The 21,422-nt window shown below is 72.4% G+C and carries 20 protein-coding genes; 14 read left to right on the top strand and 6 right to left on the bottom strand.

Annotation, left to right across the window (positions count from 1 at the left end; all coding sequences use genetic code 11):
* The first annotated feature begins 9 nt into the window (after positions 1-9).
* Complete coding sequence (gene pepN / locus KUM49_RS31530; RefSeq protein WP_217240370.1) at positions 10-2,595, top strand: aminopeptidase N; 2,586 nt, start codon at positions 10-12, stop codon at positions 2,593-2,595.
* 71 nt (positions 2,596-2,666) lie between these two features.
* On the opposite strand, the gene KUM49_RS31525 is transcribed toward pepN, so the two are convergent.
* Positions 2,667-3,596, bottom strand: a complete 930-nt coding sequence (locus KUM49_RS31525) for an EamA family transporter (RefSeq protein WP_217240369.1) — start codon at positions 3,594-3,596, stop codon at positions 2,667-2,669.
* 124 nt (positions 3,597-3,720) lie between these two features.
* Between KUM49_RS31525 and KUM49_RS31520 the strand changes: the two genes are divergently transcribed.
* The gene (locus KUM49_RS31520; RefSeq protein ID WP_217240368.1) at positions 3,721-4,227 is read left to right on the top strand and encodes a MarR family winged helix-turn-helix transcriptional regulator; all 507 of its coding nucleotides are present in this window, start codon (positions 3,721-3,723) and stop codon (positions 4,225-4,227) included.
* 135 nt (positions 4,228-4,362) lie between these two features.
* On the opposite strand, the gene KUM49_RS31515 is transcribed toward KUM49_RS31520, so the two are convergent.
* The 3 genes from KUM49_RS31515 to KUM49_RS31505 form a co-directional block, all read right to left on the bottom strand.
* A complete protein-coding gene (locus tag KUM49_RS31515; RefSeq protein WP_217240399.1) occupies positions 4,363-4,590 on the bottom strand; it encodes a hypothetical protein in 228 nt (75 codons plus the stop codon).
* Positions 4,591-4,775: 185 nt separating this feature from the next.
* Positions 4,776-6,863: a 4-alpha-glucanotransferase gene (gene malQ / locus KUM49_RS31510; protein WP_217240367.1), complete on the bottom strand. Its 2,088-nt coding sequence runs from the start codon at positions 6,861-6,863 to the stop codon at positions 4,776-4,778.
* Positions 6,864-7,091, bottom strand: a complete 228-nt coding sequence (locus tag KUM49_RS31505; protein WP_217240366.1) for a hypothetical protein — start codon at positions 7,089-7,091, stop codon at positions 6,864-6,866. It lies immediately after the preceding gene.
* Between the two features lie 234 nt (positions 7,092-7,325).
* On the opposite strand from KUM49_RS31505, the gene KUM49_RS31500 reads away from it, so the two are divergent.
* The 5 genes from KUM49_RS31500 to KUM49_RS31480 are packed head-to-tail and all read left to right on the top strand — an operon-like array spanning position 7,326 to position 11,803.
* Complete coding sequence (locus tag KUM49_RS31500) at positions 7,326-7,952, top strand: RNA polymerase sigma factor (protein ID WP_217240365.1); 627 nt, start codon at positions 7,326-7,328, stop codon at positions 7,950-7,952.
* Positions 7,949-9,010, top strand: coding sequence for a zf-HC2 domain-containing protein (locus tag KUM49_RS31495; RefSeq protein WP_217240364.1), 1,062 nt, complete (start codon positions 7,949-7,951; stop codon positions 9,008-9,010). Before KUM49_RS31500 ends, KUM49_RS31495 begins: the two co-directional genes overlap by 4 nt.
* 41 nt (positions 9,011-9,051) lie before the next feature.
* Positions 9,052-9,837 carry an ABC transporter ATP-binding protein gene (locus KUM49_RS31490; protein WP_254402049.1) on the top strand — a complete coding sequence of 262 codons (786 nt, stop codon included), beginning with the start codon at positions 9,052-9,054 and terminating at the stop codon, positions 9,835-9,837.
* Entirely contained in the window at positions 9,837-11,168 is a 1,332-nt protein-coding gene (locus KUM49_RS31485) for a hypothetical protein (protein WP_217240363.1), read from the top strand. The genes KUM49_RS31490 and KUM49_RS31485 overlap by 1 nt, the downstream gene beginning before the upstream one ends.
* Complete coding sequence (locus tag KUM49_RS31480) at positions 11,165-11,803, top strand: hypothetical protein (protein ID WP_308406828.1); 639 nt, start codon at positions 11,165-11,167, stop codon at positions 11,801-11,803. Before KUM49_RS31485 ends, KUM49_RS31480 begins: the two co-directional genes overlap by 4 nt.
* 68 nt (positions 11,804-11,871) lie before the next feature.
* On the opposite strand, the gene KUM49_RS31475 is transcribed toward KUM49_RS31480, so the two are convergent.
* Positions 11,872-12,408 carry an HNH endonuclease gene (locus KUM49_RS31475; protein WP_053750340.1) on the bottom strand — a complete coding sequence of 179 codons (537 nt, stop codon included), beginning with the start codon at positions 12,406-12,408 and terminating at the stop codon, positions 11,872-11,874.
* Between the two features lie 339 nt (positions 12,409-12,747).
* On the opposite strand from KUM49_RS31475, the gene KUM49_RS31470 reads away from it, so the two are divergent.
* The 7 genes from KUM49_RS31470 to KUM49_RS31440 all read left to right on the top strand — a co-directional run bounded on the left by KUM49_RS31470 (position 12,748) and on the right by KUM49_RS31440 (position 20,819).
* Complete coding sequence (locus tag KUM49_RS31470; RefSeq protein WP_217240362.1) at positions 12,748-13,830, top strand: mechanosensitive ion channel family protein; 1,083 nt, start codon at positions 12,748-12,750, stop codon at positions 13,828-13,830.
* A gap of 264 nt (positions 13,831-14,094) precedes the next feature.
* On the top strand, positions 14,095-15,306 hold the full coding sequence (locus KUM49_RS31465) for an ROK family transcriptional regulator (RefSeq protein WP_217240361.1): 1,212 nt from the start codon (positions 14,095-14,097) through the stop codon (positions 15,304-15,306).
* Between the two features lie 82 nt (positions 15,307-15,388).
* On the top strand, positions 15,389-16,720 hold the full coding sequence (locus KUM49_RS31460; RefSeq protein WP_217240360.1) for an ABC transporter substrate-binding protein: 1,332 nt from the start codon (positions 15,389-15,391) through the stop codon (positions 16,718-16,720).
* Complete coding sequence (locus tag KUM49_RS31455; RefSeq protein WP_217240359.1) at positions 16,720-17,688, top strand: carbohydrate ABC transporter permease; 969 nt, start codon at positions 16,720-16,722, stop codon at positions 17,686-17,688. Before KUM49_RS31460 ends, KUM49_RS31455 begins: the two co-directional genes overlap by 1 nt.
* Positions 17,689-17,690: 2 nt before the next feature.
* Complete coding sequence (locus KUM49_RS31450) at positions 17,691-18,584, top strand: carbohydrate ABC transporter permease (protein ID WP_217240358.1); 894 nt, start codon at positions 17,691-17,693, stop codon at positions 18,582-18,584.
* Between the two features lie 7 nt (positions 18,585-18,591).
* Positions 18,592-19,857 carry a 6-phospho-beta-glucosidase gene (locus tag KUM49_RS31445; RefSeq protein ID WP_217240357.1) on the top strand — a complete coding sequence of 422 codons (1,266 nt, stop codon included), beginning with the start codon at positions 18,592-18,594 and terminating at the stop codon, positions 19,855-19,857.
* Positions 19,848-20,819, top strand: coding sequence for a BadF/BadG/BcrA/BcrD ATPase family protein (locus KUM49_RS31440; protein ID WP_217240356.1), 972 nt, complete (start codon positions 19,848-19,850; stop codon positions 20,817-20,819). Before KUM49_RS31445 ends, KUM49_RS31440 begins: the two co-directional genes overlap by 10 nt.
* Here the strand turns inward: KUM49_RS31440 and KUM49_RS31435 are convergent.
* Positions 20,804-21,421, bottom strand: coding sequence for an AAA family ATPase (locus KUM49_RS31435; protein WP_217240355.1), 618 nt, complete (start codon positions 21,419-21,421; stop codon positions 20,804-20,806). The genes KUM49_RS31440 and KUM49_RS31435 overlap by 16 nt on opposite strands.
* Between the last annotated feature and the right edge of the window lies 1 nt (position 21,422).

Raw genomic sequence — 21,422 nt, 5'->3', positions numbered from 1 at the left:
GATGACCGCGTGCCTGGCACAAACCTGACTCGCGAAGAGGCGCAGCAGCGGGCGAAGCTGCTCACCGTTGACTCGTACGAGATCGATCTCGACCTCTCCGGCGCGCAGGAGGGCGGCACCTACAGGTCCGTGACCACGGTGCGCTTCGATGTCGCGGAGGGCGGCACGGAGTCCTTCATCGACCTGGTCGCCCCGGCCGTCCACGAGGTGACCCTCAACGGCGACCAACTCGACCCGGCGGACCTCTTCGCGGACTCGCGGATCGCGCTGCCGGATCTGCTCGAGGGACGCAACATCCTCCGGGTCGTCGCCGACTGCGCCTACACCAACAGCGGTGAGGGCCTGCACCGGTTCGTCGATCCCGTCGACAACCAGGCCTACCTGTACACCCAGTTCGAGGTGCCGGACGCGCGCAGGGTGTTCGCGTCCTTCGAGCAGCCGGACCTCAAGGCCACCTTCCAGTTCACCGTGAAGGCGCCGGAGGGCTGGACGGTCATCTCCAACTCGCCCACCCCGGAGCCGAAGGACAGCGTCTGGATCTTCGAGCCGACGCCGCGCATCTCGTCGTACATCACCGCGCTGATCGTCGGCCCGTACCACTCGGTGCACAGCGTGTACGAGAAGGACGGCCAGTCGGTGCCGCTCGGCATCTACTGCCGTCCCTCGCTCGCCGAACACCTCGACTCGGACGCCATCTTCGAGGTGACCCGGCAGGGCTTCGACTGGTTCCAGGAGAAGTTCGACTACCAGTACCCGTTCAAGAAGTACGACCAGCTGTTCGTGCCGGAGTTCAACGCGGGCGCGATGGAGAACGCGGGCGCGGTCACCATCCGCGACCAGTACGTCTTCCGGTCGAAGGTGACGGACGCGGCGTACGAGACGCGGGCCGAGACGATCCTGCACGAGCTGGCCCACATGTGGTTCGGCGACCTGGTCACCATGGAGTGGTGGAACGACCTGTGGCTGAACGAGTCGTTCGCCACGTACACGTCCATCGCCTGCCAGGCGCACGCGCCGGACAGCCGGTGGCCGCACTCCTGGACCACCTTCGCCAACTCCATGAAGACGTGGGCGTACCGGCAGGACCAGTTGCCGTCCACGCACCCGATCATGGCCGAGATCCGCGACCTGGACGACGTGCTCGTCAACTTCGACGGCATCACCTACGCCAAGGGTGCCTCCGTGCTGAAGCAGCTCGTCGCGTACGTCGGCATGGACGAGTTCTTCGCGGGCGTGCAGGCCTACTTCAAGGCGCACGCGTTCGGCAACACGCGCCTGTCCGACCTGCTCGGCGCGCTGGAGGAGACCTCCGGCCGTGACCTGGGGACCTGGTCGGAGAAGTGGCTCCAGACGGCCGGCATCAACATCCTGCGCCCCGAGATCGAGACGGACGCGAACGGTGTCGTCACCGCCTTCGCGATCCGCCAGGAGGCCCCCGCGCTGCCCGCCGGCGCGAAGGGCGAGCCGACGCTGCGCCCGCACCGCATCGCGGTCGGCCTGTACGACCTGGACAGTTCGGAAGGCGCCAGCGGCAAGCTGGTGCGTCACGAGCGCATCGAGCTGGACGTCGACGGCGAACTGACCGCCGTACCGCAGCTGGTGGGCAAGCGCCGCCCCGCGGTGATCCTCCTGAACGACGACGACCTGTCGTACGCGAAGGTCCGCCTCGACGAGCAGTCCCTCGCCTTCGTCACCGAGCACCTCGGCGACTTCGAGTCGTCCCTCCCCCGCGCCCTGTGCTGGGCGTCGGCCTGGGACATGACCCGGGACGCCGAGCTCCCGACCCGCGACTACCTGTCCCTGGTCCTGTCGGGCATCGGCAAGGAGTCGGACATCGGCCTGGTGCAGTCGCTGCACCGCCAGGTGAAGCTGGCGATCGAGCTGTACGCCGACCCGGCCGCCCGCGAGGCCCTGCTGACCCGCTGGACCGACGCCACGCTCGCGCACCTGCGCGCGGCGGCGCCGGGCAGCGACCACCAGCTGGCGTGGGCGCGCGCGTTCGCCGCGACCGCCCGGACGCCGGAGCAGCTGGACCTCCTCGACGCCCTCCTGGAGGGCACCCAGACGATCGAGGGCCTGGCCGTCGACACGGAGCTGCGCTGGGCGCTGGTGCAGCGGCTGGCCGCGGTGGGCCGCTTCGACGAGGCGGAGATCGCGGGCGAGTACGAGCGCGACAAGACGGCGGCCGGCGAGCGCCACGCGGCCACCGCCCGGGCCGCCCGCCCGACGCCGGAGGCCAAGGCGGAGGCGTGGGCGTCGGTCATCGAGTCCGACAAGCTCCCGAACGCCGTGCAGGAGGCCGTCATCGGCGGCTTCGTGCAGACGGGGCAGCGCGAGCTCCTGGCCCCCTACACGGACAGGTACTTCGAGGTCCTGAAGGACATCTGGGGGTCCCGTTCGCACGAGATGGCCCAGCAGATCGCGGTCGGCCTCTACCCGACGATCCAGGTCTCCGAGGAGACCCTGCGCAAGACGGACGAGTGGCTGGCCTCGGCGGAGCCCAACGCGTCCCTGCGCCGGCTCGTCTCCGAGTCCCGCGCGGGCGTGGAACGCGCCCTGAAGGCACAGGCGGCGGACGCGGCCGCCGCGGAATAGCGGCCGCCGTACGTACGTCGACAGGGGGCGCCCGGTACATCACCGGGCGCCCCCGCTCGCGCACGACCGCGTCAAGCTGCGGGCAACCGTGCCGCCGGGGAATCTTCCCGAGCATTCCTTTCAGGAGAGCTGATCGTTCGGGCGGGCGTACGGACCGGCTGCAGCTGGCCCGCCACGGTCGCCCCGAACGCCAGCGCCATGCCCGCCAGCTGTACCGGCGTGAGCGCCTGCCCGAGGGCCGCCCAGCCGACCACCGCAGCGGTCAGCGGCGACAGCGGGCCGAGGAAGGTGACCTGGGTGGCGGTGAGCCTGCCGATGCCGCGGAACCAGAGCCAGTACGCGACCGCCGTGTTCGCCAGCGCCAGGTAGAGGTAGCCGCCGAGCGCCCGGCCGTCCAGCGCGGGCGGCGCGCCCTCGACGAGGAGGGCGAGCGGGGCGATGAGCAGGCCGCCCGCGGTCAGTTGCCAGGCGGTGAGCGCGAGCGGACCCACGCCGTCCGGGCGGCCCCACCGCTTGGTGAGCACGGTGCCCGCGGACATGGAGGCGGTGGAGGCGAGGGCCGCGAGGACACCCACGGTGTCGAGGGCCCCGGCGGCCTTCAGGACGACCAGGCTCACCCCGGACGCGGCGACGAACCCGGTGATCACACTGCGGGCCGTCGGGCGCTGACCGAGCAGCAGCGCCGACAGACCCACCACGAACAGCGGTCCGACCGATCCGACGACCGCCGCCATTCCGCCCGGCATCCGGTACGCCGACAGGAACAGCAGCGGGAAGAACGCCCCGATGTTCAGCGCCCCGAGCACCGTCGCCCTGCCCCACCAGGCGCCGCGCGGCAGCACCCGGGCCAGGGCCAGCAGGACGAGGCCGGCGGGCAGAGCGCGCATGAGGCCGGTGAACAGAGGGCGGTCGGCCGGCAGGAACTCGGTGGTGACGGCGTAGGTGGTGCCCCAGGAGACGGGCGCCAGGGCCGTGAGCAGGACGGTCGCGGGCCGCTTCATGACCGGCACCCTTCTTCGGAGGTGGCTTGACATAAGTAGCTTAGCGTTAAGCTACTTACATGCAAGCCACTTGCACAGAAGCTACTTTCTTGCGGGTGACCGGAACCGGGCGGATACTCACGGCATGAGTGCACAGCGCAAGGACCCGGTCGACGCGATCATCGAGCAGTGGGCCACGGTCCGGCCCGACCTCGACACCGCCGCCATGGAGGTCTTCGGCCGGATCTACCGGCTCTCGCGCGCGATGGGCGACCGCATGGAGAAGGCGTACGCGTCCCTCGGCATCGGCCGCGGCGAGTTCGACGTCCTGGCGACCCTGCGCCGGTCCGGAGAGCCGTACACCCTCTCCCCCCGCCAGCTCTCCGCGACGCTGATGCTCACCACCGGCGGCATGACCGGCCGTCTGGACAAACTGGAACGGGCGGGCCTGCTGCGCCGCTCCCCGGACCCGCACGACCGCCGGGGCCTGCAAGTGACCCTCACGGACAAGGGGCTGGAGCTCGTCGACGAGGCGGTTGGCGCGGGCCTCGCCGTCCAGACGGAGGCCCTGAAGTCGGCCCTGAACGGCGAACAGGCCGACCAGTTGGCCGACCTGTTGCGGGAGTTGCTGGCGGGGACCGAGACGTCCTGATCAGGTCCCGGTACGGGCCTCGCAGGCGGCGACCCTCGCGGAAACGCGCCGAGGGCGCCGGCCTCGCCCGCGTACGGCGGATGCGCGTACGTGCGGCGGGGGCGGCGCCCTGGAGGGAGCACGCGGTCAGGCAGGTCAGGCCTTGGAGCCGGCCTTGGCCTTGGTCCTGATGTTGCGGGTGGTCACACGGTGGGCCTCGTGGGACTTGTCCAGGACCATCACCAGGCCGGCGATGACCGCGAACAGGGCGATCGGAGCCACCACGAAGAGGCCCAGCGTCTCGATGACGCTCAGGCCTGTGCCGGGGTCGTCACCGTCGTCGCGGGTCAGCGCGAGCGCGGGGGACGACATGAGCAGCATCATCAGCGTCGTACCGGCAGCCAGGGCGCCGGCGCGCAGGGCGTTCTTCTTCACGGAGCCAAAGTAGCGAACGGCCGGAAGGCGTGCGCGTCCGGGGGTGCGTATGAGGTGCCCTCGGCATGAAATCAGCCCCTTCGGCGTTAGAGGAGCGGGGGCTGGGGCGGAGCCCCGGAAGGGGACTGGCGGCGTCAGCCGCCCCCGGACTGGCGGAGGACGTCCACCAGGGCGTGCAGCCTCGGGGAAGCCGCCAGTTCCTCCAGCGTCACCGGCCGACCCTCCGTGTCCGCGATCGGCAGCCGCCAGTTCGGGTACTGGTCCCACGTGCCCGGCAGGTTCTGCGGGCGGCGGTCGCCGATGGTGTCGGGGAGCCAGATGCCGACCATGCGGGCCGGGGTGTGCAGGAGGTAGCGGTGGACGGCCTGGATCTCGGCCTCCTCCGAGGACGTGTCGGTGCCGCCGCCCGACCCCTGGAGGAGGCCCAGCCGGGCGAGCAGTTCGAGCCACTCCGCCGTGTCCGCCGACGCCTCCGCCCGTTCCTCGTCCAGGGGACGGGTCAACAGGCCGAGGCCGTCGCGGAGTTCGACGTGTTCGCCGGTGAGGCGGGCCGCGGTGGGCGGCAGGTCGTGGGTGGTGGCGGTGGCCAGGCAGTCGGCGCGCCACTGGTCGGGGGGCAGGGGCCGGCCGTCGCCGTCCCAGTCGCGCTCGAACCAGAGGACGGAGGTGCCGAGCACGCCCCGCTCGCGCAGCGTCTCGCGCACGCCGGGTTCCACCGTGCCCAGGTCCTCGCCGATCACCACCACACCGGCGCGCGAGGCCTCCAGGACCAGTACGGCGAGCATGGCCTCGGCGTCGTAGCGGACGTACGTGCCCTCGGTGGGCGGCTCGCCCTGCGGGACCCACCACAGCCGGAACAGGCCCATGACGTGGTCGATGCGCAGGGCGCCGGCGTAGCGGAACAGGGCCCGCAGCAAGGCACGGAAGGGCGCGTAGCCCGACTCGGCCAGGCGGTCAGGTCTCCAGGGCGGCAGGCCCCAGTCCTGGCCGCGCGCGTTGAAGGCGTCCGGGGGTGCGCCCACCGACATGCCGGCCGCGAAGTGATCCTGCTGCGCCCACGCGTCGGCGCCCCCGGGGTGCACCCCGACCGCGAGGTCGTGGACCACGCCCACCGGCATGCCCGCCTCCCGGGCCGCGCGCTGGGCGGCGCCGAGCTGGGTGTCGGTGAGCCAGGCGAGGCGGGTGTGGAAGTCCACCCGGTCCATCAACTCCCCGCGGGCCCGGGCCGTTTCGGCCGAGCGGGGGTCGCGCAGGGCGGCCGGCCACCGGTGCCAGTCGGAGCCGTGCACCTCGGCGAGGGCGCACCAGGTGGCGTGGTCCTCCAGGGCCTCGCCCTGTTCGGCGAGGTAGTCGACGTAGGCGGCGCGCCGGCCCGGACCGAGCGGCACGTCCCGCACCAGTTCCAGCGCCTCCCGCTTGAGCTCCCACACGGCGTCCCGGTCGATCAGGGCGCCCTGCTCCAGCACCGACCCTCGCAGCCGCTCCGCCCGCTCCAGCAGGGCCCGCATCTGCTCGCGGTCCGCGACCTGGGCGTACTCGGGGATGTCCGCGACCCGCAGATGGACCGGGTCGGGGAAGCGGCGGGAGGAGGGGCGGTAGGGGGACGGGTCGGTGGGGGCGCCGGGTACGGCCGCGTGCAGCGGGTTGACCTGGACGAATCCGGCGCCGAGCGCGCGGCCGGCCCAGGCGGTCAGTTCGGCGAGGTCACCGAGGTCGCCCATGCCCCAGGAACGCCGCGAGAGCAGGGAGTAGAGCTGGACGAGGAGGCCGTACGAGCGGCCGGGCGGCGCGGGCAGCCGGGGCGGGGCGACGATCAGGTGGGCGTGGGCGGTGCGGCCGTCCGGGGCGGTGGCCGTCAACCGGTGGACGCCGGGCGGGAGTTGGTCGGCGCCGGCGCGGGTCTCGCCCTGCTCGGTCTCGATGCGCACACGGGTGCCGGCCGGGAGGGCGTCGAGGGCGGCGGGCGTGCCGCCGCTCCAGCACGCCACGGTCGGCGGCAGCAGCCGCTCGCGCAGTTCCCGTTCCCGGGCGGCGAGTGCGTCCCGGACGGCCGCGGGGCTGCCCGCGTCGACGCCGAGGGCGGCCAGGGCCCGGGTGACGGCGGCGGCCGAGGCCGCGACCGTACGGCCCGGAGACGGGCTGTACGAGGTCGCGACGCCGTGCAGCGCGGCGAGCCGGGACAGGTCCTCGGTGGGCGGCTCGTCCGACCGGGGTGCTGTCATCTAGGGCTCCGCGTGGGCGTCGGACTCGCTGGTCAGGGGGGCGGCGTCGGCGAGCGGCGGCTCGCTGGTGAGGGGTTCGGCGTCGGGGAGCGGCGGTTCGCTGGTGAGGGGGGTGTCGGCGCAGGCTCCCTCCGCGCTGAACACACAGAAGTGGAAATCGGATGAGGCGGACGGCTCCGCCTCGGGTTTGGAGGGGGCGGGGAGCAGAAGGTATGCCGATGCGACCATGGGGGCCTCCTTGTCGAGGGCGACGATCGGTTACCGCACAGCCCTACCCAGTGGTCGCGGCGGCAGACGTACAGAGAGGTACAACGTGCCTCTCCTCACATTCTGTTCCCGCGGGGTAATTCCAGACTGGGGCAAAGGCGGCATGACGGCAACGGCGTCCGGAAGGCTTTCGGGGGCGCGTGAACCAGTCGCGCGGAGCCGGTCGATAGACGGGGTGTGAGACTGTTCCGCCCCATGGGGGGCCACCGGGAGAAGGACGAGGGAAACCCCGACCAGGCGGGCGAGGCGGACGCGGCGCTCCTGCGCGCGGTCGCGGCCGGGGACTCGGCGGCGATGGCCGAGCTGTACGACCGGCACGCGGGCTGGCTGCACGCCCGGCTGACCCGGCGCTGCGCCGACGCGGAGGTCGTGCGCGAGGTGCTTCAGGACACGTTCGTCACGGTGTGGCGGTCGGCGGCCGGGCATCGCGGCGAGGAGGCCGGCGGCTGGCTGTGGACCATCGCCGCGCGGCGCCTGGTCGACGCGCGGCGGGCGCACGACCGGGCCGCGCGGCTCAAGACGGCGCCGATGGACTCGCCGGCCGACGAGACCCGTGCCGGGTACGCGTCCGCGCCGTCCGCGGAGGACCGGGTGCTGGCAGCCCTGGAGTACGGCGATGTCGGCACCGCCCTGGACCGGATCTCCCCCGAGCTGCGCGAGGTGCTGCGCGCCACGGTCGTCGACGGACTGACCACCCGCGAGACGGCCCGGCTGCTCGGCATACCCGAGGGCACCGTGAAGTCCCGTGCGATGCGCGCACGCGCCGAACTGCGCGCGGCCCTCGCCCAGTTGAACCCGTCACCGATGGGAGGCCCGGCATGACCGGCTGGCACGCGTCCGACGACCTGGTCACCCGCTACGGCGACGGCACCCTGCCGGAACCGGACGCCTGGTCCCTGGAGAAGCACCTGGAGAGCTGCGGCCGGTGCGCGGCCCGCGTGTCGCGGGCGGTGCGGGCGACGGCGGCGGGGGTGGTGCTGGCGGAGGTACGGGGCGCGGTGCTGCGCGCGGCGCCGGCCGACGTACGCGAGGCGGCACCGGCGGGCGCCGCGAGCGCCCCGAGCGGGGCAGCCGCAGCCGGCCCCGGCCCGGCCTCCGCGGCCGGGCCCCGGTCCACCCGGCCACCCGCGGCGGCGCCCACTGCTCCGGCCGCGTCAGCGGCGTCGGCCCCGGCTCAGCACACCCCTGCTCCCTCCCACGCCTACGCCCGAACCCGCCTCCGGCTCCCGAGGCACCTCGGCCTCCCCCTCGGCTCCCGCCTCACCCGCGTCCTCTGGGCCGCCGGTCCCGCCGTGCGCGGTGCCTGGCTGCCGGCCGTGCTGCTCGTGGCGGTCGGAGCGGTCGCTCTCGCCTACGGCGCCGACTTCACCGGCGCCCGGCCCCTGCTGCTGGCGATCGCGCCGGTCGTGCCGGTGGCCGGGGTCGCCCTGTCCTACGGATCGCACGCCGATCCGGTGCACGAGATCGCCGCGTCCACGCCGTCCGCGGGGCTGCGGCTGGTGCTCACGCGGACGGCAGCCGTGCTGGCGGTGAGTCTGCCGCTGCTGACCCTCGCCGGGGTACTGGTGCCGTCCTCGGGTGCCCCGGGCGCGGCCGCCTGGCTGCTGCCGGGGCTCGCGCTGACGCTGGCCTCGCTGACCCTGGCCGGTTACGTCGGCTGGCGGGCGGCGGCGGCCGTGACCGGCGGCGGCTGGCTGTCCGCCGTACTCGCCCCGGCGCTCGTCGCGCCCGGCGGGCGGCTGACGGCCCGCCTGTCCGAACAGCTCGCGTACTGCCTCGACGGCGCCCCGGCGCAGGGCGGCTGGGCGGCTGCGGCCGTCCTGTGCGCCGTACTGCTGGCCGCCCGCCGTCCCGCCCACGACCGCCTGGAGAGACCGTGACCGCGGCCGCGCGCTCCTCGCCTGCCACGTCTGGAGAACCGTTGAGCACGATACGAGTGACCGGGCTGCACGTCCGGCATCGCAAAACCGTCGCCCTCGACTCGGTGGACCTCGGCTTCGGCCCCGGTGTGCACGGGCTCCTCGGCCCGAACGGGGCGGGCAAGACCTCGCTGATCCGGGTCCTCGCCACGGTCGCGGCACCGGCCGGCGGCCGGGTGGAGCTGCTCGGGGACGACGTCCGCGACCACCGGCGGCGGGCCGCGGTGCGGCGGCGGCTGGGCTATCTGCCGCAGGAGTTCGGCTACTACCCGGGCTTCACCGTGCGGGAGTTCGTCGCGTACGTGGCCTGGCTGAAGGAGATGCCCGCGGCCACGACCCCGGCCGCCGTCGAACGGGCCGTCGCCCGGGTCGGTCTCGCCGACCGCGTCGACGCGAAGGTCAGGACGCTGTCCGGTGGCATGGTCCGGCGTGTCGGCATCGCGCAGGCCATCGTCAACGACCCCGACGTGCTGCTGCTCGACGAGCCGACCGCCGGTCTCGACCCGGAGCAGCGCGTGGAGTTCCGCGAACTGTTGCGCGAGCTGGGCACCTCGTCCACCGTCATCGTCTCCACGCACCTGGTGGAGGACGTGGCGGCGGCCTGCACGGAGGTCACCCTCGTCGAGGCGGGCCGGGTGGCCTATCGCGGCACCCCCGAGTCGCTGGCCGCGCTCGGCGAGTCGGCGGGCGGCGTCGGCGACAACCCGATCGAGCGCGGCTACACGGCGGCCCTGCGCGCCCACCGCGCGTCCACCGCACCGGCCCCGGCGCTGGAGGGGACGGCGTGATGACCCTCGTGGCGGAGAGAAGACCGGAGAGCGCGCGGCACCCCCTGTGCGCCGAGGTCGTGCGTGGGTTCGGCCCCTGGGCGGGGGCCGCCGTCCTGCTGACGTTCACGGTCGCGCTGGCCGCCGACTCGACGCAGTGGCAGGGCGGCTGGGCCGAGACCCGCGAGCGGCTGCACACGGTGTCCGGGCTGCTGGGTGTCCCGCTGGCCCTGGCCGCGGGCTGCTGGCACGGGGGACGCGAGCGCAGACGCGGCACCGAGGAACTGCTGGCGGTGTCCGCGCGCGGCCCGCTCGCCCGGCTGCTGGCGTCGGTGCTGCCGCTGGTGCTGTGGGTGGTCGCCGGGTACGCGGTCGCGGTCGTCCTGGCCTGGCTCGCCACCTGGTACCGCGCCACGGGCGACAGTCCGTACCCGGTCGCGGCGCTCACGGACGCGGTCGTCCTGGCGTCCGCCGTCCTGGCGGGCCAGGTGGTGGGCCGGCTGGTGGCCTGGCGGCTCGCGGCACCGCTGCTGGCGGTGGGCGCGTACGTCGGCCTCGGTGTCCTGTCGTACGACGGCCGTGGCGGCCTCGCCCCTCTGTCGCCCGTCGTCGACGGCGTGACCACCACGGCGGACCCCGTGTGGTGGCAGCCGGTGGCGATGGTGGGGTGGACGGGAGGTCTCGCGGCCGCTGCGGTCCTCGCGTACGCCGCCCGCCGCCGGGTGTCCGCTGTGCTGCCGCTGGCCGCCGCGACCGCCGCAGGCGTGCTGCTGGTGCAGACCGGGGACGGCCTGTGGCACACCAACCCGGTCGCCCGCCGCCAGGTGTGCGACACCTCCACGACCCCGCAGATCTGCGTGAACGCCCGCTACGAGGAGCTTCTTCCGCAGGTGAGGGATGCCCTGTCCGGGCTCACCGGCCGCCTGGAGGGCGTACGGAACCTGCCGGTGCGCTACGAGGACCGGCCGGGGCGACCGGGCCGGGACGAGGTGGAGCTGCCGATGCTCACGCCCTTCGGCTGGAGCGTCGTACGGGGTGAGCTCACCGATCCGCGGGAGTACGCGTGGGCGGCCGGGATGGCGCTGTACGGCCGGGTGGAGTGCGACGAGGTGGATCCGCTTCTGGAGGCGGTCGACGACGCCGTGGAGCACCATCTGGCGCCCAGCCCGTTGGAGAAGGAGTTCGACGAGCAACTGGCCGAGAGGGGCGAGGCCGACCGCGCCCGGCTCGAGGCCCGGCGGGAGGCCCGGGCCCGTCTTGAGGCGATGGGCGAGCGGGAGCGCCGCGCCTGGCTGTCGGAGTACTTCGCGACGGCGAGCGAGTGTACGCCGAGCGCGGTGCCGGCGCTGTGAGCGAACTCTCCGTGCCGTACGGCCGTTCGCGCGCCGCCGGACTGCTTCTCTACGCCCGCTCGCGTACCGTCCCGCGCGCCCTCGCGGTGCTCTTCGCCACTGCCGGGCTCGCCGTGTGGGCGGCTCACGGGCTGGACGCCTACGTGGATCCGGAACGGCGGGTGCCGGTCGTGGCGCTGGCCCCGCTGTTCGCCGCCGCGGTGATCGGGTCGAGTCTGTACACCGCGTCCGAGGAGCTGGACCGTACGGCCGTGCACCCCTGGTGGCGGCGGCGTCTGGTCCATCTCCTGACCCTCACCGCGCTCGCCGCGGCCCTGCTGTCGGTGGCGGTGCTCGGGCACGCGTCGGTGTTCGGGCCGCCGGCGATGATCCGCAACACGCTCGGCTCCACCGGCCTCACCGCGGCCGCGGCCGCCCTGCTCGGCGCCCGGCTGAGCTGGCTGCCGGCCTTCGGCTACGTCAGCGCCGTGTACCTGGGGGGCGCCGGTGCGCACGGGCGCGCGAGCACGGTGTGGGCCTGGCCGGTGCAGCCCGGCGGGGAGGCGGGCGCCTGGGCCGCGGCGCTGGCGGCCTGCGTGGTGGGCGGGGCGCTGTACGTCGTACGCGGGGCGCGGGCGGAGGCGGTGCGCCACTGAAGTGCCGGCCCCACGTCAGGGACGTGGGGCCGGCACGGACGGCGGACATGCGAAAGCCCGGATCGATGTCAGGCGGAAATGCCTTCGATCCGGGCCAAGGCGTCGTCGGCGCCGTATGGCTGCAAGTACGGCATCCAGCGCGGATCCCGGTGGCCGGTCCCGATGATGCGCCAGGCCAGGCCGGTGGGAGGGGCGGGTTTGTGACGCAGCCGCCAGCCGATCTCGACGAGATGGCGGTCGGCCTTCACGTGGTTGCAGCGGCGGCACGAGGCGACCACGTTGTCCCAGACGTGCTTGCCCCCGCGGCTGCGCGGGATGACGTGGTCGACGCTGGTTGCGACGCCACCGCAGTACATGCACCGGCCCCCGTCACGGGCGAACAACGCCCGCCGGGTCAGAGGAACGGGCCCCCGATAGGGAACCCGGACGAATCGCTTGAGCCGGACCACGCTGGGTGCGGGGACTGTGACGGTAGCGCTGTGCATGAAGGCGCCGGACTCCTCGAGGCACACGGCCTTGTTCTCGAGCACGAGGATGAGTGCGCGGCGGAGCGGTACGACGCCGAGCGGCTCGTACGACGCGTTCAGGACCAGGACATGCGGCACGGATGGCCTCCTTGGACGCCGGCGGCGCGTGGCTCGCGCCGGGACGATTTCGTAGTCAGTCTCCCCTCATGCCTGGCGGAAGCGCCACCATGTCCCCGTAACGGGCTGGGAGTGTTTTCGACCACATCCGGTTCCTCCCCCGGATCACGAATTGTTCATCCCACCTGTTCATCCCCAGGTGAAAGCCGTCTCTCCCTCGAACATCACAACGATCCACACACGATGCCCCGATAGTGTGGTGGGTCTGCCCCACCGGTGACCTTTCCGTGACCTTGAAGCACGGCTGGACGACCTTGACCGCTGCCGGAGGGGCGGACCGCTGCACTGGAGGTACCTGCCGTGTCCTTGTCCGCCGTCCTACTGGCCGCCGGTCCGTCGCCGTCGCCGTCGCCCACCGCTCCGGCCGTGCCGTCGCTCGAGGACGCCCAGGAGAGCGCGACGAACGCCGCCAGCTGGATCGAGCAGAACTGGTCCACCTGGCTGGCCATCGGCCTGAGGGTCCTGCTGATCCTGGTGATAGCGGCGGTCCTGAGATTCGTGGTGCGGCGGGCGATCACCAAGCTGATCGACCGGATGAACCGCTCGGTGCCGGTCGACGGCAGCCCGCTCGGCGGTCTGCTGGTGAACGTGGAGCGCCGCCGTCAGCGCTCCCAGGCGATCGGCTCGGTGCTCCGCTCGGTCGCGAGCTTCCTGATCCTCGGCACCGCGGCCCTGATGATCCTCGGCACCTTCCAGATCAACCTCGCCCCGCTGCTGGCGTCCGCCGGTGTCGCGGGTGTGGCGATCGGTTTCGGCGCCCGGAACCTGGTGACGGACTTCCTGTCCGGCGTCTTCATGATCCTTGAGGACCAGTACGGCGTCGGCGACAGCATCGACGCGGGCGTGGCCGCGGGCGAGGTCATCGAGGTGGGCCTGCGCGTCACGAAGCTGCGCGGCGACAACGGCGAGATCTGGTACGTCCGAAACGGCGAGGTCAAGCGCATCGGCAACCTCTCCCAGGGCTGGGCCACGGCCGGCGTCGACGTCACCGTCCGCTCCGACGAGGACCTCGACAAGGTGAAGCGGACCCTGAACGAGGTCGCCGAGAAGATGAGCAAGGAAGAGCCCTGGAACGAGCTGCTGTGGGGCCCGATCGAGGTCCTCGGCCTGGACAGCGTCCTGCTCGACTCGATGGTCGTCCGCGTCTCCGCCAAGACGATGCCCGGCAAGGCCCTCACCGTCGAACGCGAACTGCGCTGGCGCATCAAGCACGCCTTCGACGCGGCGAGCATCCCGATCGTCGGCGGCCCCGCCCTCCCCGCGGAGGCGGATCCGGACGCGGATCCGACGGCCGGCATGGCGGCCCCGTCGGCGTACTCCAACACGGCGTCACCGCAGGCGCAGGCGGCCACGCCGCTGACGCCTCCGGGTGTGGCGAAGTAGGAGACGTACGAGAGGGGGCGCCCGGATCTTTCCGGGCGCCCCCTCTCGCTTGTCGCATTCCGGCCGTGCCCGGCTGCCCTCACCCCCTTGTCGCCCCGGCAGGTAACGACTGTGTTGCCTCGGCGTCGGTCTCTTGACGGCTGCTTCACGCCAGTTCTATGGTCCAGACCACCAGACAGGAAACCTTCCTAACAATCACGCCGAGATGGACTTCCCGGCCTGATCACTGGGAACCTGGACAGCCGAGAGGCAGGTGTCGACCCCATGGCAGGAACCGCCGGTACGCCGGGCACCCCGCGCGTCCTGCGCGCCATGAACGACCGCGCCGCCCTGGACCTCCTCCTGGAGCACGGGCCGCTGTCCCGCACCCGGATCGGCAAGCTCACCGGCCTGTCGAAGCCGACCGCGTCCCAGCTCCTGGCCCGCCTGGAGGCGTCCGGGCTGGTCCTCGCGACCGGCACCAGCGAGGGCCGCCCGGGACCCAACGCCCAGCTGTACGAGGTCAACGCGGCCGCCGCGTACGCCGCCGGACTCGACGTCACCCCCGAGCGCGTCCGTGCCGCCGTCGCCGACATCACCGGCCGCACGGTGGGGACGTACGAGCTGCCGACCCCGGGGCGGCGTCCCACGCAGCCCGTCGTCCGACAGGTCGGCGACGCCCTGGACGGCGCGGTCAAGGCGGCCGGCCTCGCCCGTGACGACGTGCACCGGCTCGTCATCGGCACCCCCGGCGCCTTCGACCCCAACACCGGCCGCCTGCGCTACGCCTCCCACCTGCCCGGCTGGCACTCCCCCACGCTGCTCGACGAACTCGCCGCCGCCCTGCCCATGCCGGTCGAGTACGAGAACGACGTGAACCTCGTCGCGGTGGCCGAGCAGCGGCTCGGCGCGGCCCGCGGGCACGGCGACTTCGTCCTGCTGTGGAACGAGGGAGGCCTCGGCGCCGCCCTGGTCCTCGGCGGCCGGCTGCACCGCGGCTGGACCGGCGGCGCCGGCGAGGTCGGCTTCCTTCCGGTGCCGGGCACCCCGCTGGTCCGGCAGGTCAGCAAGGCCGGCAGCGGCGGCTACCAGGAGCTGGCCGGCTCTCAGGCGATCCCCAAGCTGGCCCGCCGGCTCGGTGTCAAGAACATCCCGTCCGGCCCGTACGCCGAGGTCGCCGCCGCCCTCGTCGCCCGCGCCGCGGAGGCCGACGACGGTCCGCACCGGCGGCTGCTGGAGGCGTACGCGACGCACCTCGCCACCGGTCTCGCCTCCCTCGTCTCCGTCCTCGACCCCGAACTCGTCGTCCTCAGCGGCGCCTCGCTCACCTGTGGCGGGGAACCGCTGCGCGCTCTCGTCCAGGCCGAACTGGAGGAGCTGGCCGCGCCCCGGCCCCGGCTCGTCGTCGGCGACGTCCAGGAACACCCCGTCCTGCGCGGCGCGCTGGAGAGCGCGCTCGCGGCCACCCGCGACGAGGTCTTCGACACCTCGCGCTGAGTTCCCAGCCTCCTCACCAAGAGCCCCGCACACTCGCACACCCACCACCCCTGCCCCAGCCCTGCCCTAGGGAGACCCCGTCATGCCCGGAATGTCAAGAAAAGTCGCGCTCGCCGCCGCCGTCTCCGTGGCCCTCCTCGCCACCGCCTGTACCGGCCAGTCCGGCTCCGACGCGAGCGACGACGCCGGCAAGGAGACGACCCTCAACTTCTGGCACGCCTGGAGCGCGCCCGCCGAGGTGAAGGCCGTGAAGTCGCTGGTCGCCGGCTTCGAGAAGACGCACCCCACCATCCACGTCAACGTCGTCGGCAACATGACCGACGACAAGATGAACCAGGCGCTCAGGACGGGCGGCGCCAAGGCGCCCGACGTGATCTCGTCGTTCACCACCAACAACGTGGGCAAGTTCTGTTCCTCGGGCGCGCTGGTCGACCTCAACCCCCTCTTCGAGAAGGCGGGAATCGACCCGGAGAAGACCTTCCCGAAGGCGATGAACGAGTACACCCAGTTCGACGGGAACCGGTGCAGCGTCCCGCTGCTGGGCGACGCCTACGGCCTCTACTACAACAAGACCGCCTTCGAGAAGGCGGGCATCGACAGCCCGCCGAAGACCTGGTCCCAGTTCGAAGCCGCCGCCAAGAAGCTGACGATCGACGACGGCGACAGCTACAAGCAGCTGGGATTCATGCCGAACTACCACGGCTGGGAGACGACGACCGAGCACTATCTCGGGCAGTTCTCCCCCACGTACTTCGACTCCAGCGGCAAGTCGAACCTCGCCGAGGATCCCGCCTTCGAGGCCGGATTCACCCTCCAGAAGAGGCTCGTCGACGAACTCGGCGGCTACCAGCGGCTGGAGAAGTACCGCTCCACGCTCGGCGACGAGTGGGGCCCCAAGCACCCCTTCCAGACCGGCCAGGTCGCCATGCAGCTCGACGGCGAGTGGCGCCTGGGCATGGCCCTGGACGCGGGGCCCAACTTCGAGATCGGCGTGGCCCCGCTGCCCGTCCCCGACGACCAGGCCGACCAGTACGGCAAGGGCTACATCACCGGCACCATCGCCGGGATCGCCGCCACCAGCACGAAGCAGAACGCGGCCTGGGAGCTGGTCAAGTACATCACCACGGACACGGACGCGGTGGTGGCCTTCTCCAACGCCATCCACAACGTGCCGTCCACACTGGCGGCCCTCAAGTCGCCGGACCTGACGTACGACCCGCGCTTCAAGACGTTCCTGGACATCGCCGCGAACCCGAACTCCACGACGTCCCCGGCCTCCGTCAACGGCGGGGTGTACCTCACGACGATCCAGAACTTCGGGTACGAGTACGAGAGCGGAAAGGTCAAGGACCTCAAGGCGGGTCTCGCCGACACGGCCGAGCAGATCGACACGGACATCGCACAGGCCAAGTGATGAGCACGCTCACCCTGGCGTCGAAGCGCCGCCCGTCCGGCCTCGCAGCGAAGCAGCGGAAGCAGGCACTTCGCACCCTCGCCTTCATGTCGCCCTGGCTGATCGGCTTCGCGGTCTTCTTCGCGTACCCGCTGATCTCGACCGTCTATTTCTCGTTCATGCACTACGACGGCTTCAAACCGCCGACCTGGAGCGGAACGAAGAACTGGACGTACGTCTTCGAGCACTATCCCCTCTTCTGGCCCGCCCTGCGCAACACCCTGTGGCTCGTCCTGATCATGGTCACCCTCCGGGTCGCCTTCGGTCTCGGCGTCGGCATGCTGATCACGAAGATCAGGACGGGCACGGGCGTCTTCCGCACCCTCTTCTACCTGCCCTACCTGGCCCCGCCGGTGGCCGCCACCATGGCCTTCGCCTTTCTGCTCAACCCCGGCACCGGACCGGTCAACTCGATCCTCGAAGGCATCGGTCTCCCGGCCCCCGGCTGGTTCAACGACCCCTCCTGGTCCAAGCCGGCCCTCACCCTGCTCGCCCTGTGGGGCATCGGCGACCTGATGGTCATCTTCATGGCCGCGCTGCTCGACGTACCGCGGGAGCAGTACGAAGCCGCCGAGCTGGACGGCGCGTCGGCCTGGCAGCGGTTCCGGTTCGTCACCCTGCCGAACATCTCGCCGATCGTGATGTTCGCCGTGGTCACCGGAGTCATCCAGGCGATGCAGTACTACGCGCAGCCGCTCATCGCCGGAAAGGTCGCCTCGGGTGTGATCCAGGGCGCCGGCACCCAGTTCGAACCCGGCTACCCGGACAAGTCGACGCTCACCCTCCCCCAGCTCGTCTACAACCTCGGCTTCCAGCGCTTCGACTACGGCTCCGCCTGTGTGGTGGCCCTGGTGCTCTTCGCGCTGTCGATGGCGTTCACCGCGCTGCTGATGCGGCGCCGGGGCGGTCTCATCCAGGCAGGTGACTGACCATGACCCAGGTACTCGACAGGCCCGTGGAGCCGAAGGCCCCGCCCTCGCCCGCCGCGCGCACGGCCCGCCGCAGGTCCGCACTCGAATGGGTCGCGGTCCACTCCTTCGGCGTCGCCGCGGCCCTCTTCTTCACCCTCCCCTTCGTGTTCGTCTTCCTGACCTCGCTGATGAGCGACTCCCAGGCCCTCAGCCGCGATCTGATCCCGCACACCTGGGAATGGGGCAACTACGCCAAGGTCTTCGACACGCCCGGCTTCCTGACCTGGTGGAAGAACACCCTGCTGTACGCCGGCGCGGGCACCGTCCTCACCGTGGTGTCGTCGGTCCCCGTGGCGTACGCCCTGGCCAAGTTCCGCTTCCGGGGCCGCAGTCTGTCCCTGATGCTGGTGATCTCGATGATGATGCTGCCGCCCCAGGTGGTCGTCATCCCGATGTACCTGTTCTGGGCGAAGCAGCTCGACCTGTCGGGCACGCTGTGGCCGCTGATCATCCCGATGGCCTTCGGTGACGCGTTCTCCATCTTCCTGCTGCGGCAGTTCCTGACGACCATCCCGAACGAGTACCTGGACGCGGCGAAGGTCGACGGCTGCGGGGAGCTGCGCACGCTGCTGAAGGTGGTCCTGCCGATGGCCAGGCCGGGCATCGCCGCGGTCGCCCTCTTCCAGTTCTTCTACGCCTGGAACGACTACTTCGGCCCGCAGATCTACGCGTCCGAGAACCCGGGCGCCTGGACACTGAGTTACGGCCTGGAGTCGTTCAAGGGAGCGCATCACACGGACTGGAACCTCACCATGGCCGCGACCGTCCTGGTCATGGCCCCCGTGATCCTCGTGTTCTTCTTCGCCCAGAAGGCCTTCGTCGAGGGCGTCACGCTCACCGGAGTGAAGGGTTGACCCAGACATGAAACTCACCGTGGTCGGCGGAGGCTCGACCTACACCCCCGAACTCATCGACGGCTTCGCCCGTCTGCGGGACACCCTGCCCATCGAGGAACTGGTCCTGGTGGACCCGGCGGCGGACCGTCTTGAGCTGGTGGGCGGTCTGGCCCGCCGTATCTTCGCCCGGCAGGGCCACAACGGCCGGATCGTGACGACCTCCGACCTCGACGCGGGCGTCGACGGCGCCGACGCCGTGCTGCTGCAACTGCGCGTCGGAGGCCAGGCCGCCCGGCAGCAGGACGAGACGTGGCCCCTGGAGTGCGGATGCGTCGGCCAGGAGACGACCGGCGCGGGCGGCCTCGCCAAGGCGCTGCGCACGGTCCCGGTGGTCCTCGACATCGCGGAACGGGTCCACCGTACGAACCCCGACGCCTGGATCATCGACTTCACCAACCCGGTCGGCATCGTGACCCGCGCCCTGCTCCGGGCCGGCCACAAGGCGGTCGGCCTGTGCAACGTGGCGATCGGCTTCCAGCGGAAGTTCGCCGGCCTGCTCGGGGTCACGCCCGGCGAGGTCCACCTGGACCACGTGGGCCTGAACCACCTCACCTGGGAGACCGGCGTACGCCTGGGCGGCCCGGAGGGCGAGGACGTCCTGCCCGGACTGCTGTCGGAGTACGGCGAGTCGATCGCCGCCGACCTGCACCTGCCCCGCCCGCTCCTGGACCGCCTCGGCGTGGTCCCGTCGTACTACCTGCGCTACTACTACGCGCACGACGAGGTCGTACGGGAACTGCGCACCAAGCCGTCCCGGGCGGCCGAAGTGGCCGCCATGGAGCGGCAGCTGCTGGAAATGTACGCGGACCCGGCCCTGGACGAGAAGCCGGGGCTCCTCGCCAAGCGGGGCGGCGCCTACTACTCGGAGGCGGCGGTCGACCTGGCGGCCGGACTGCTCGGCGCGGGAGGCAGCCCCTACCAGGTGGTGAACACGTACAACCGGGGCACGCTGCCGTTCCTCCCGGACGACGCCGTCATCGAGGTGCAGGCGGCGGTCGGCCACAAGGGTGCGACGCCTTTGCCCGTGCCGGCCGTCGACCCGCTCTACGCGGGCCTGACGGCACAGGTGACGGCGTACGAGGACCTGGCCCTGGAAGCCGCCCTGCGGGGTGGCCGCGACCGGGTGTTCCGGGCGCTGCTCGCCCATCCCCTCGTCGGCCAGTACGCGTACGCCGAGACCCTGACCGACCAGCTGATCGCACACAACCGGGAGCATCTCGCGTGGGCCTGACCGCAAGTGTCCTCGCCGTCGACGCGGGCAACAGCAAGACCGACGTCGCGGTCGTGGCGGCCGACGGAACCGTCCTCGCCACGGCCCGCGGCGGCGGGTTCCGGCCGCCCGTGGTGGGCGTGGAGGCCGCGGTGGACAAGGTGGCGGAGGCGGTGACGCGCGCGTTCACCACCGCCGGCGTCGTGGCGGTCGACCACGTCTCCGCGTGCCTGGCCAACGCCGACTTCCCCGTCGAGGAGGAACAGTTGGCGGCCGCGCTGCACGCGCGCGCGTGGGGAGCGAGTACGGAGGTCCGCAACGACACGTTCGCCGTGCTGCGGGCGGGCGTCACCGAGCCGCGCGGGGTCGCCGTCGTCTGCGGCGCCGGCATCAACTGCGTCGGCATGCGCCCCGACGGCCGCACCGCCCGCTTCCCCGCGCTGGGCCGCGTCTCCGGCGACTGGGGCGGCGGCTGGGGCCTCGCCGAGGAGGCCCTGTGGCACGCCTCCCGCGCGGAGGACGGCCGGGGGCCCGCCACGGCCCTCGCGCACACCCTCCCGGCCCACTTCGGCCTGCCCTGCGTGTACGCCCTCGTCGAGGCGCTCCACCTGGAGCACATCGCCCCGGCCCGCCGCCACGAACTGACACCGGTCCTGTTCGCCACGGCCGCCTCCGGCGACGCCGCGGCCCGAGGCCTCGTCGACCGCCTGGCCGACGAGGTGGTGACCATGGCCACGGTGGCGCTGACCCGGCTCGACCTGCTGGAGGAGGAGACACCGGTGCTGCTCGGCGGCGGTGTCCTGGCCGCCCGCCATCCCCAACTGGACGACGGCGTACGTGACCTGCTGGCGGCCCGCGCCCCCAAGGCCGTACCCCAGGTGGTGACCGCGAGTCCGGTACTGGGCGCGGCCCTGCTGGGCCTGGACCGGGTGGGGGCGCCCCCGGAGGTGCCGGCCCGGGTGCGGGCCTACTTCGAGGCCTGAGCCCGGACGGCCGCGAGCAGGGCGCCGACCAGGTCGGCGACGGGCGTGCCGTCGCCGACGTCGAGGCGCGTCAGGCCCAGGTCGTCGACCGCCTCCACCATGAGCGTCTGATAGCGGACGGTCCGCGCCAGGAACGTGTCCATGAGCAGGCGTTCGCACTCGCTCGCCCGGTCGTGGTCACCGGACGCGTGCACGCGCGTGCGGAGGACGGCTTCGTCCGCGGTGAGCCACACGGCAGCCGTGTACGGGGCCTCCAGCCGCGCGACAAGGGCGGGCCAGAGGGCAGAGCCTTCCAGCACGAGGCCCGCGCCGGGGGTGCTGTCGGCGGCGCTGGTGCGGATCAGCTCCTCCACCCGCGGCCACAGCCGCTCGTAGTGGCCGAGAACCGACGCGATCAGCTCGTCGACCGTGAGGGAGGAGTAGTGGTCGGCGACGTGGGCCGGGACCTCCCTCTCCGGTGTCCGCCAGGGCCGTCCCGGATGCCGTGCCAGGCCGTCCGTCGGGACGTGCTCGAACCCGAGCCGGGCCGCCAGTGCCCGGGCGACGGTGGACTTGCCGACGTGCGACGTCCCGCCGACCAGTACCACCCGCGCACCACCCATG

The organism is Streptomyces sp. AC555_RSS877, from assembly GCF_019049245.1.
Classification (GTDB): Bacteria; Actinomycetota; Actinomycetes; order Streptomycetales; family Streptomycetaceae; genus Streptomyces.
This window is presented reverse-complemented; position numbering and strand designations above follow the sequence as displayed.

What these genes read in the sequence shown, in the direction of transcription:
- KUM49_RS31450 (WP_217240358.1), top strand. Translation starts at nt 17,691, where the DNA reads ATGACCCAGGTACTCGACAGGCCCGTGGAGCCGAAGGCCCCGCCCTCG.
- KUM49_RS31445 (WP_217240357.1), top strand. Translation starts at nt 18,592, where the DNA reads ATGAAACTCACCGTGGTCGGCGGAGGCTCGACCTACACCCCCGAACTC.
- KUM49_RS31525 (WP_217240369.1), bottom strand. Translation starts at nt 3,596, where the DNA reads ATGAAGCGGCCCGCGACCGTCCTGCTCACGGCCCTGGCGCCCGTCTCC.
- KUM49_RS31485 (WP_217240363.1), top strand. Translation starts at nt 9,837, where the DNA reads ATGACCCTCGTGGCGGAGAGAAGACCGGAGAGCGCGCGGCACCCCCTG.
- KUM49_RS31465 (WP_217240361.1), top strand. Translation starts at nt 14,095, where the DNA reads ATGGCAGGAACCGCCGGTACGCCGGGCACCCCGCGCGTCCTGCGCGCC.
- KUM49_RS31460 (WP_217240360.1), top strand. Translation starts at nt 15,389, where the DNA reads ATGCCCGGAATGTCAAGAAAAGTCGCGCTCGCCGCCGCCGTCTCCGTG.
- KUM49_RS31515 (WP_217240399.1), bottom strand. Translation starts at nt 4,590, where the DNA reads ATGATGCTGCTCATGTCGTCCCCCGCGCTCGCGCTGACCCGCGACGAC.
- malQ (WP_217240367.1), bottom strand. Translation starts at nt 6,863, where the DNA reads ATGACAGCACCCCGGTCGGACGAGCCGCCCACCGAGGACCTGTCCCGG.
- KUM49_RS31435 (WP_217240355.1), bottom strand. Translation starts at nt 21,421, where the DNA reads ATGGGTGGTGCGCGGGTGGTACTGGTCGGCGGGACGTCGCACGTCGGC.
- KUM49_RS31455 (WP_217240359.1), top strand. Translation starts at nt 16,720, where the DNA reads ATGAGCACGCTCACCCTGGCGTCGAAGCGCCGCCCGTCCGGCCTCGCA.
- KUM49_RS31505 (WP_217240366.1), bottom strand. Translation starts at nt 7,091, where the DNA reads ATGGTCGCATCGGCATACCTTCTGCTCCCCGCCCCCTCCAAACCCGAG.
- KUM49_RS31520 (WP_217240368.1), top strand. Translation starts at nt 3,721, where the DNA reads ATGAGTGCACAGCGCAAGGACCCGGTCGACGCGATCATCGAGCAGTGG.
- KUM49_RS31495 (WP_217240364.1), top strand. Translation starts at nt 7,949, where the DNA reads ATGACCGGCTGGCACGCGTCCGACGACCTGGTCACCCGCTACGGCGAC.
- KUM49_RS31500 (WP_217240365.1), top strand. Translation starts at nt 7,326, where the DNA reads ATGGGGGGCCACCGGGAGAAGGACGAGGGAAACCCCGACCAGGCGGGC.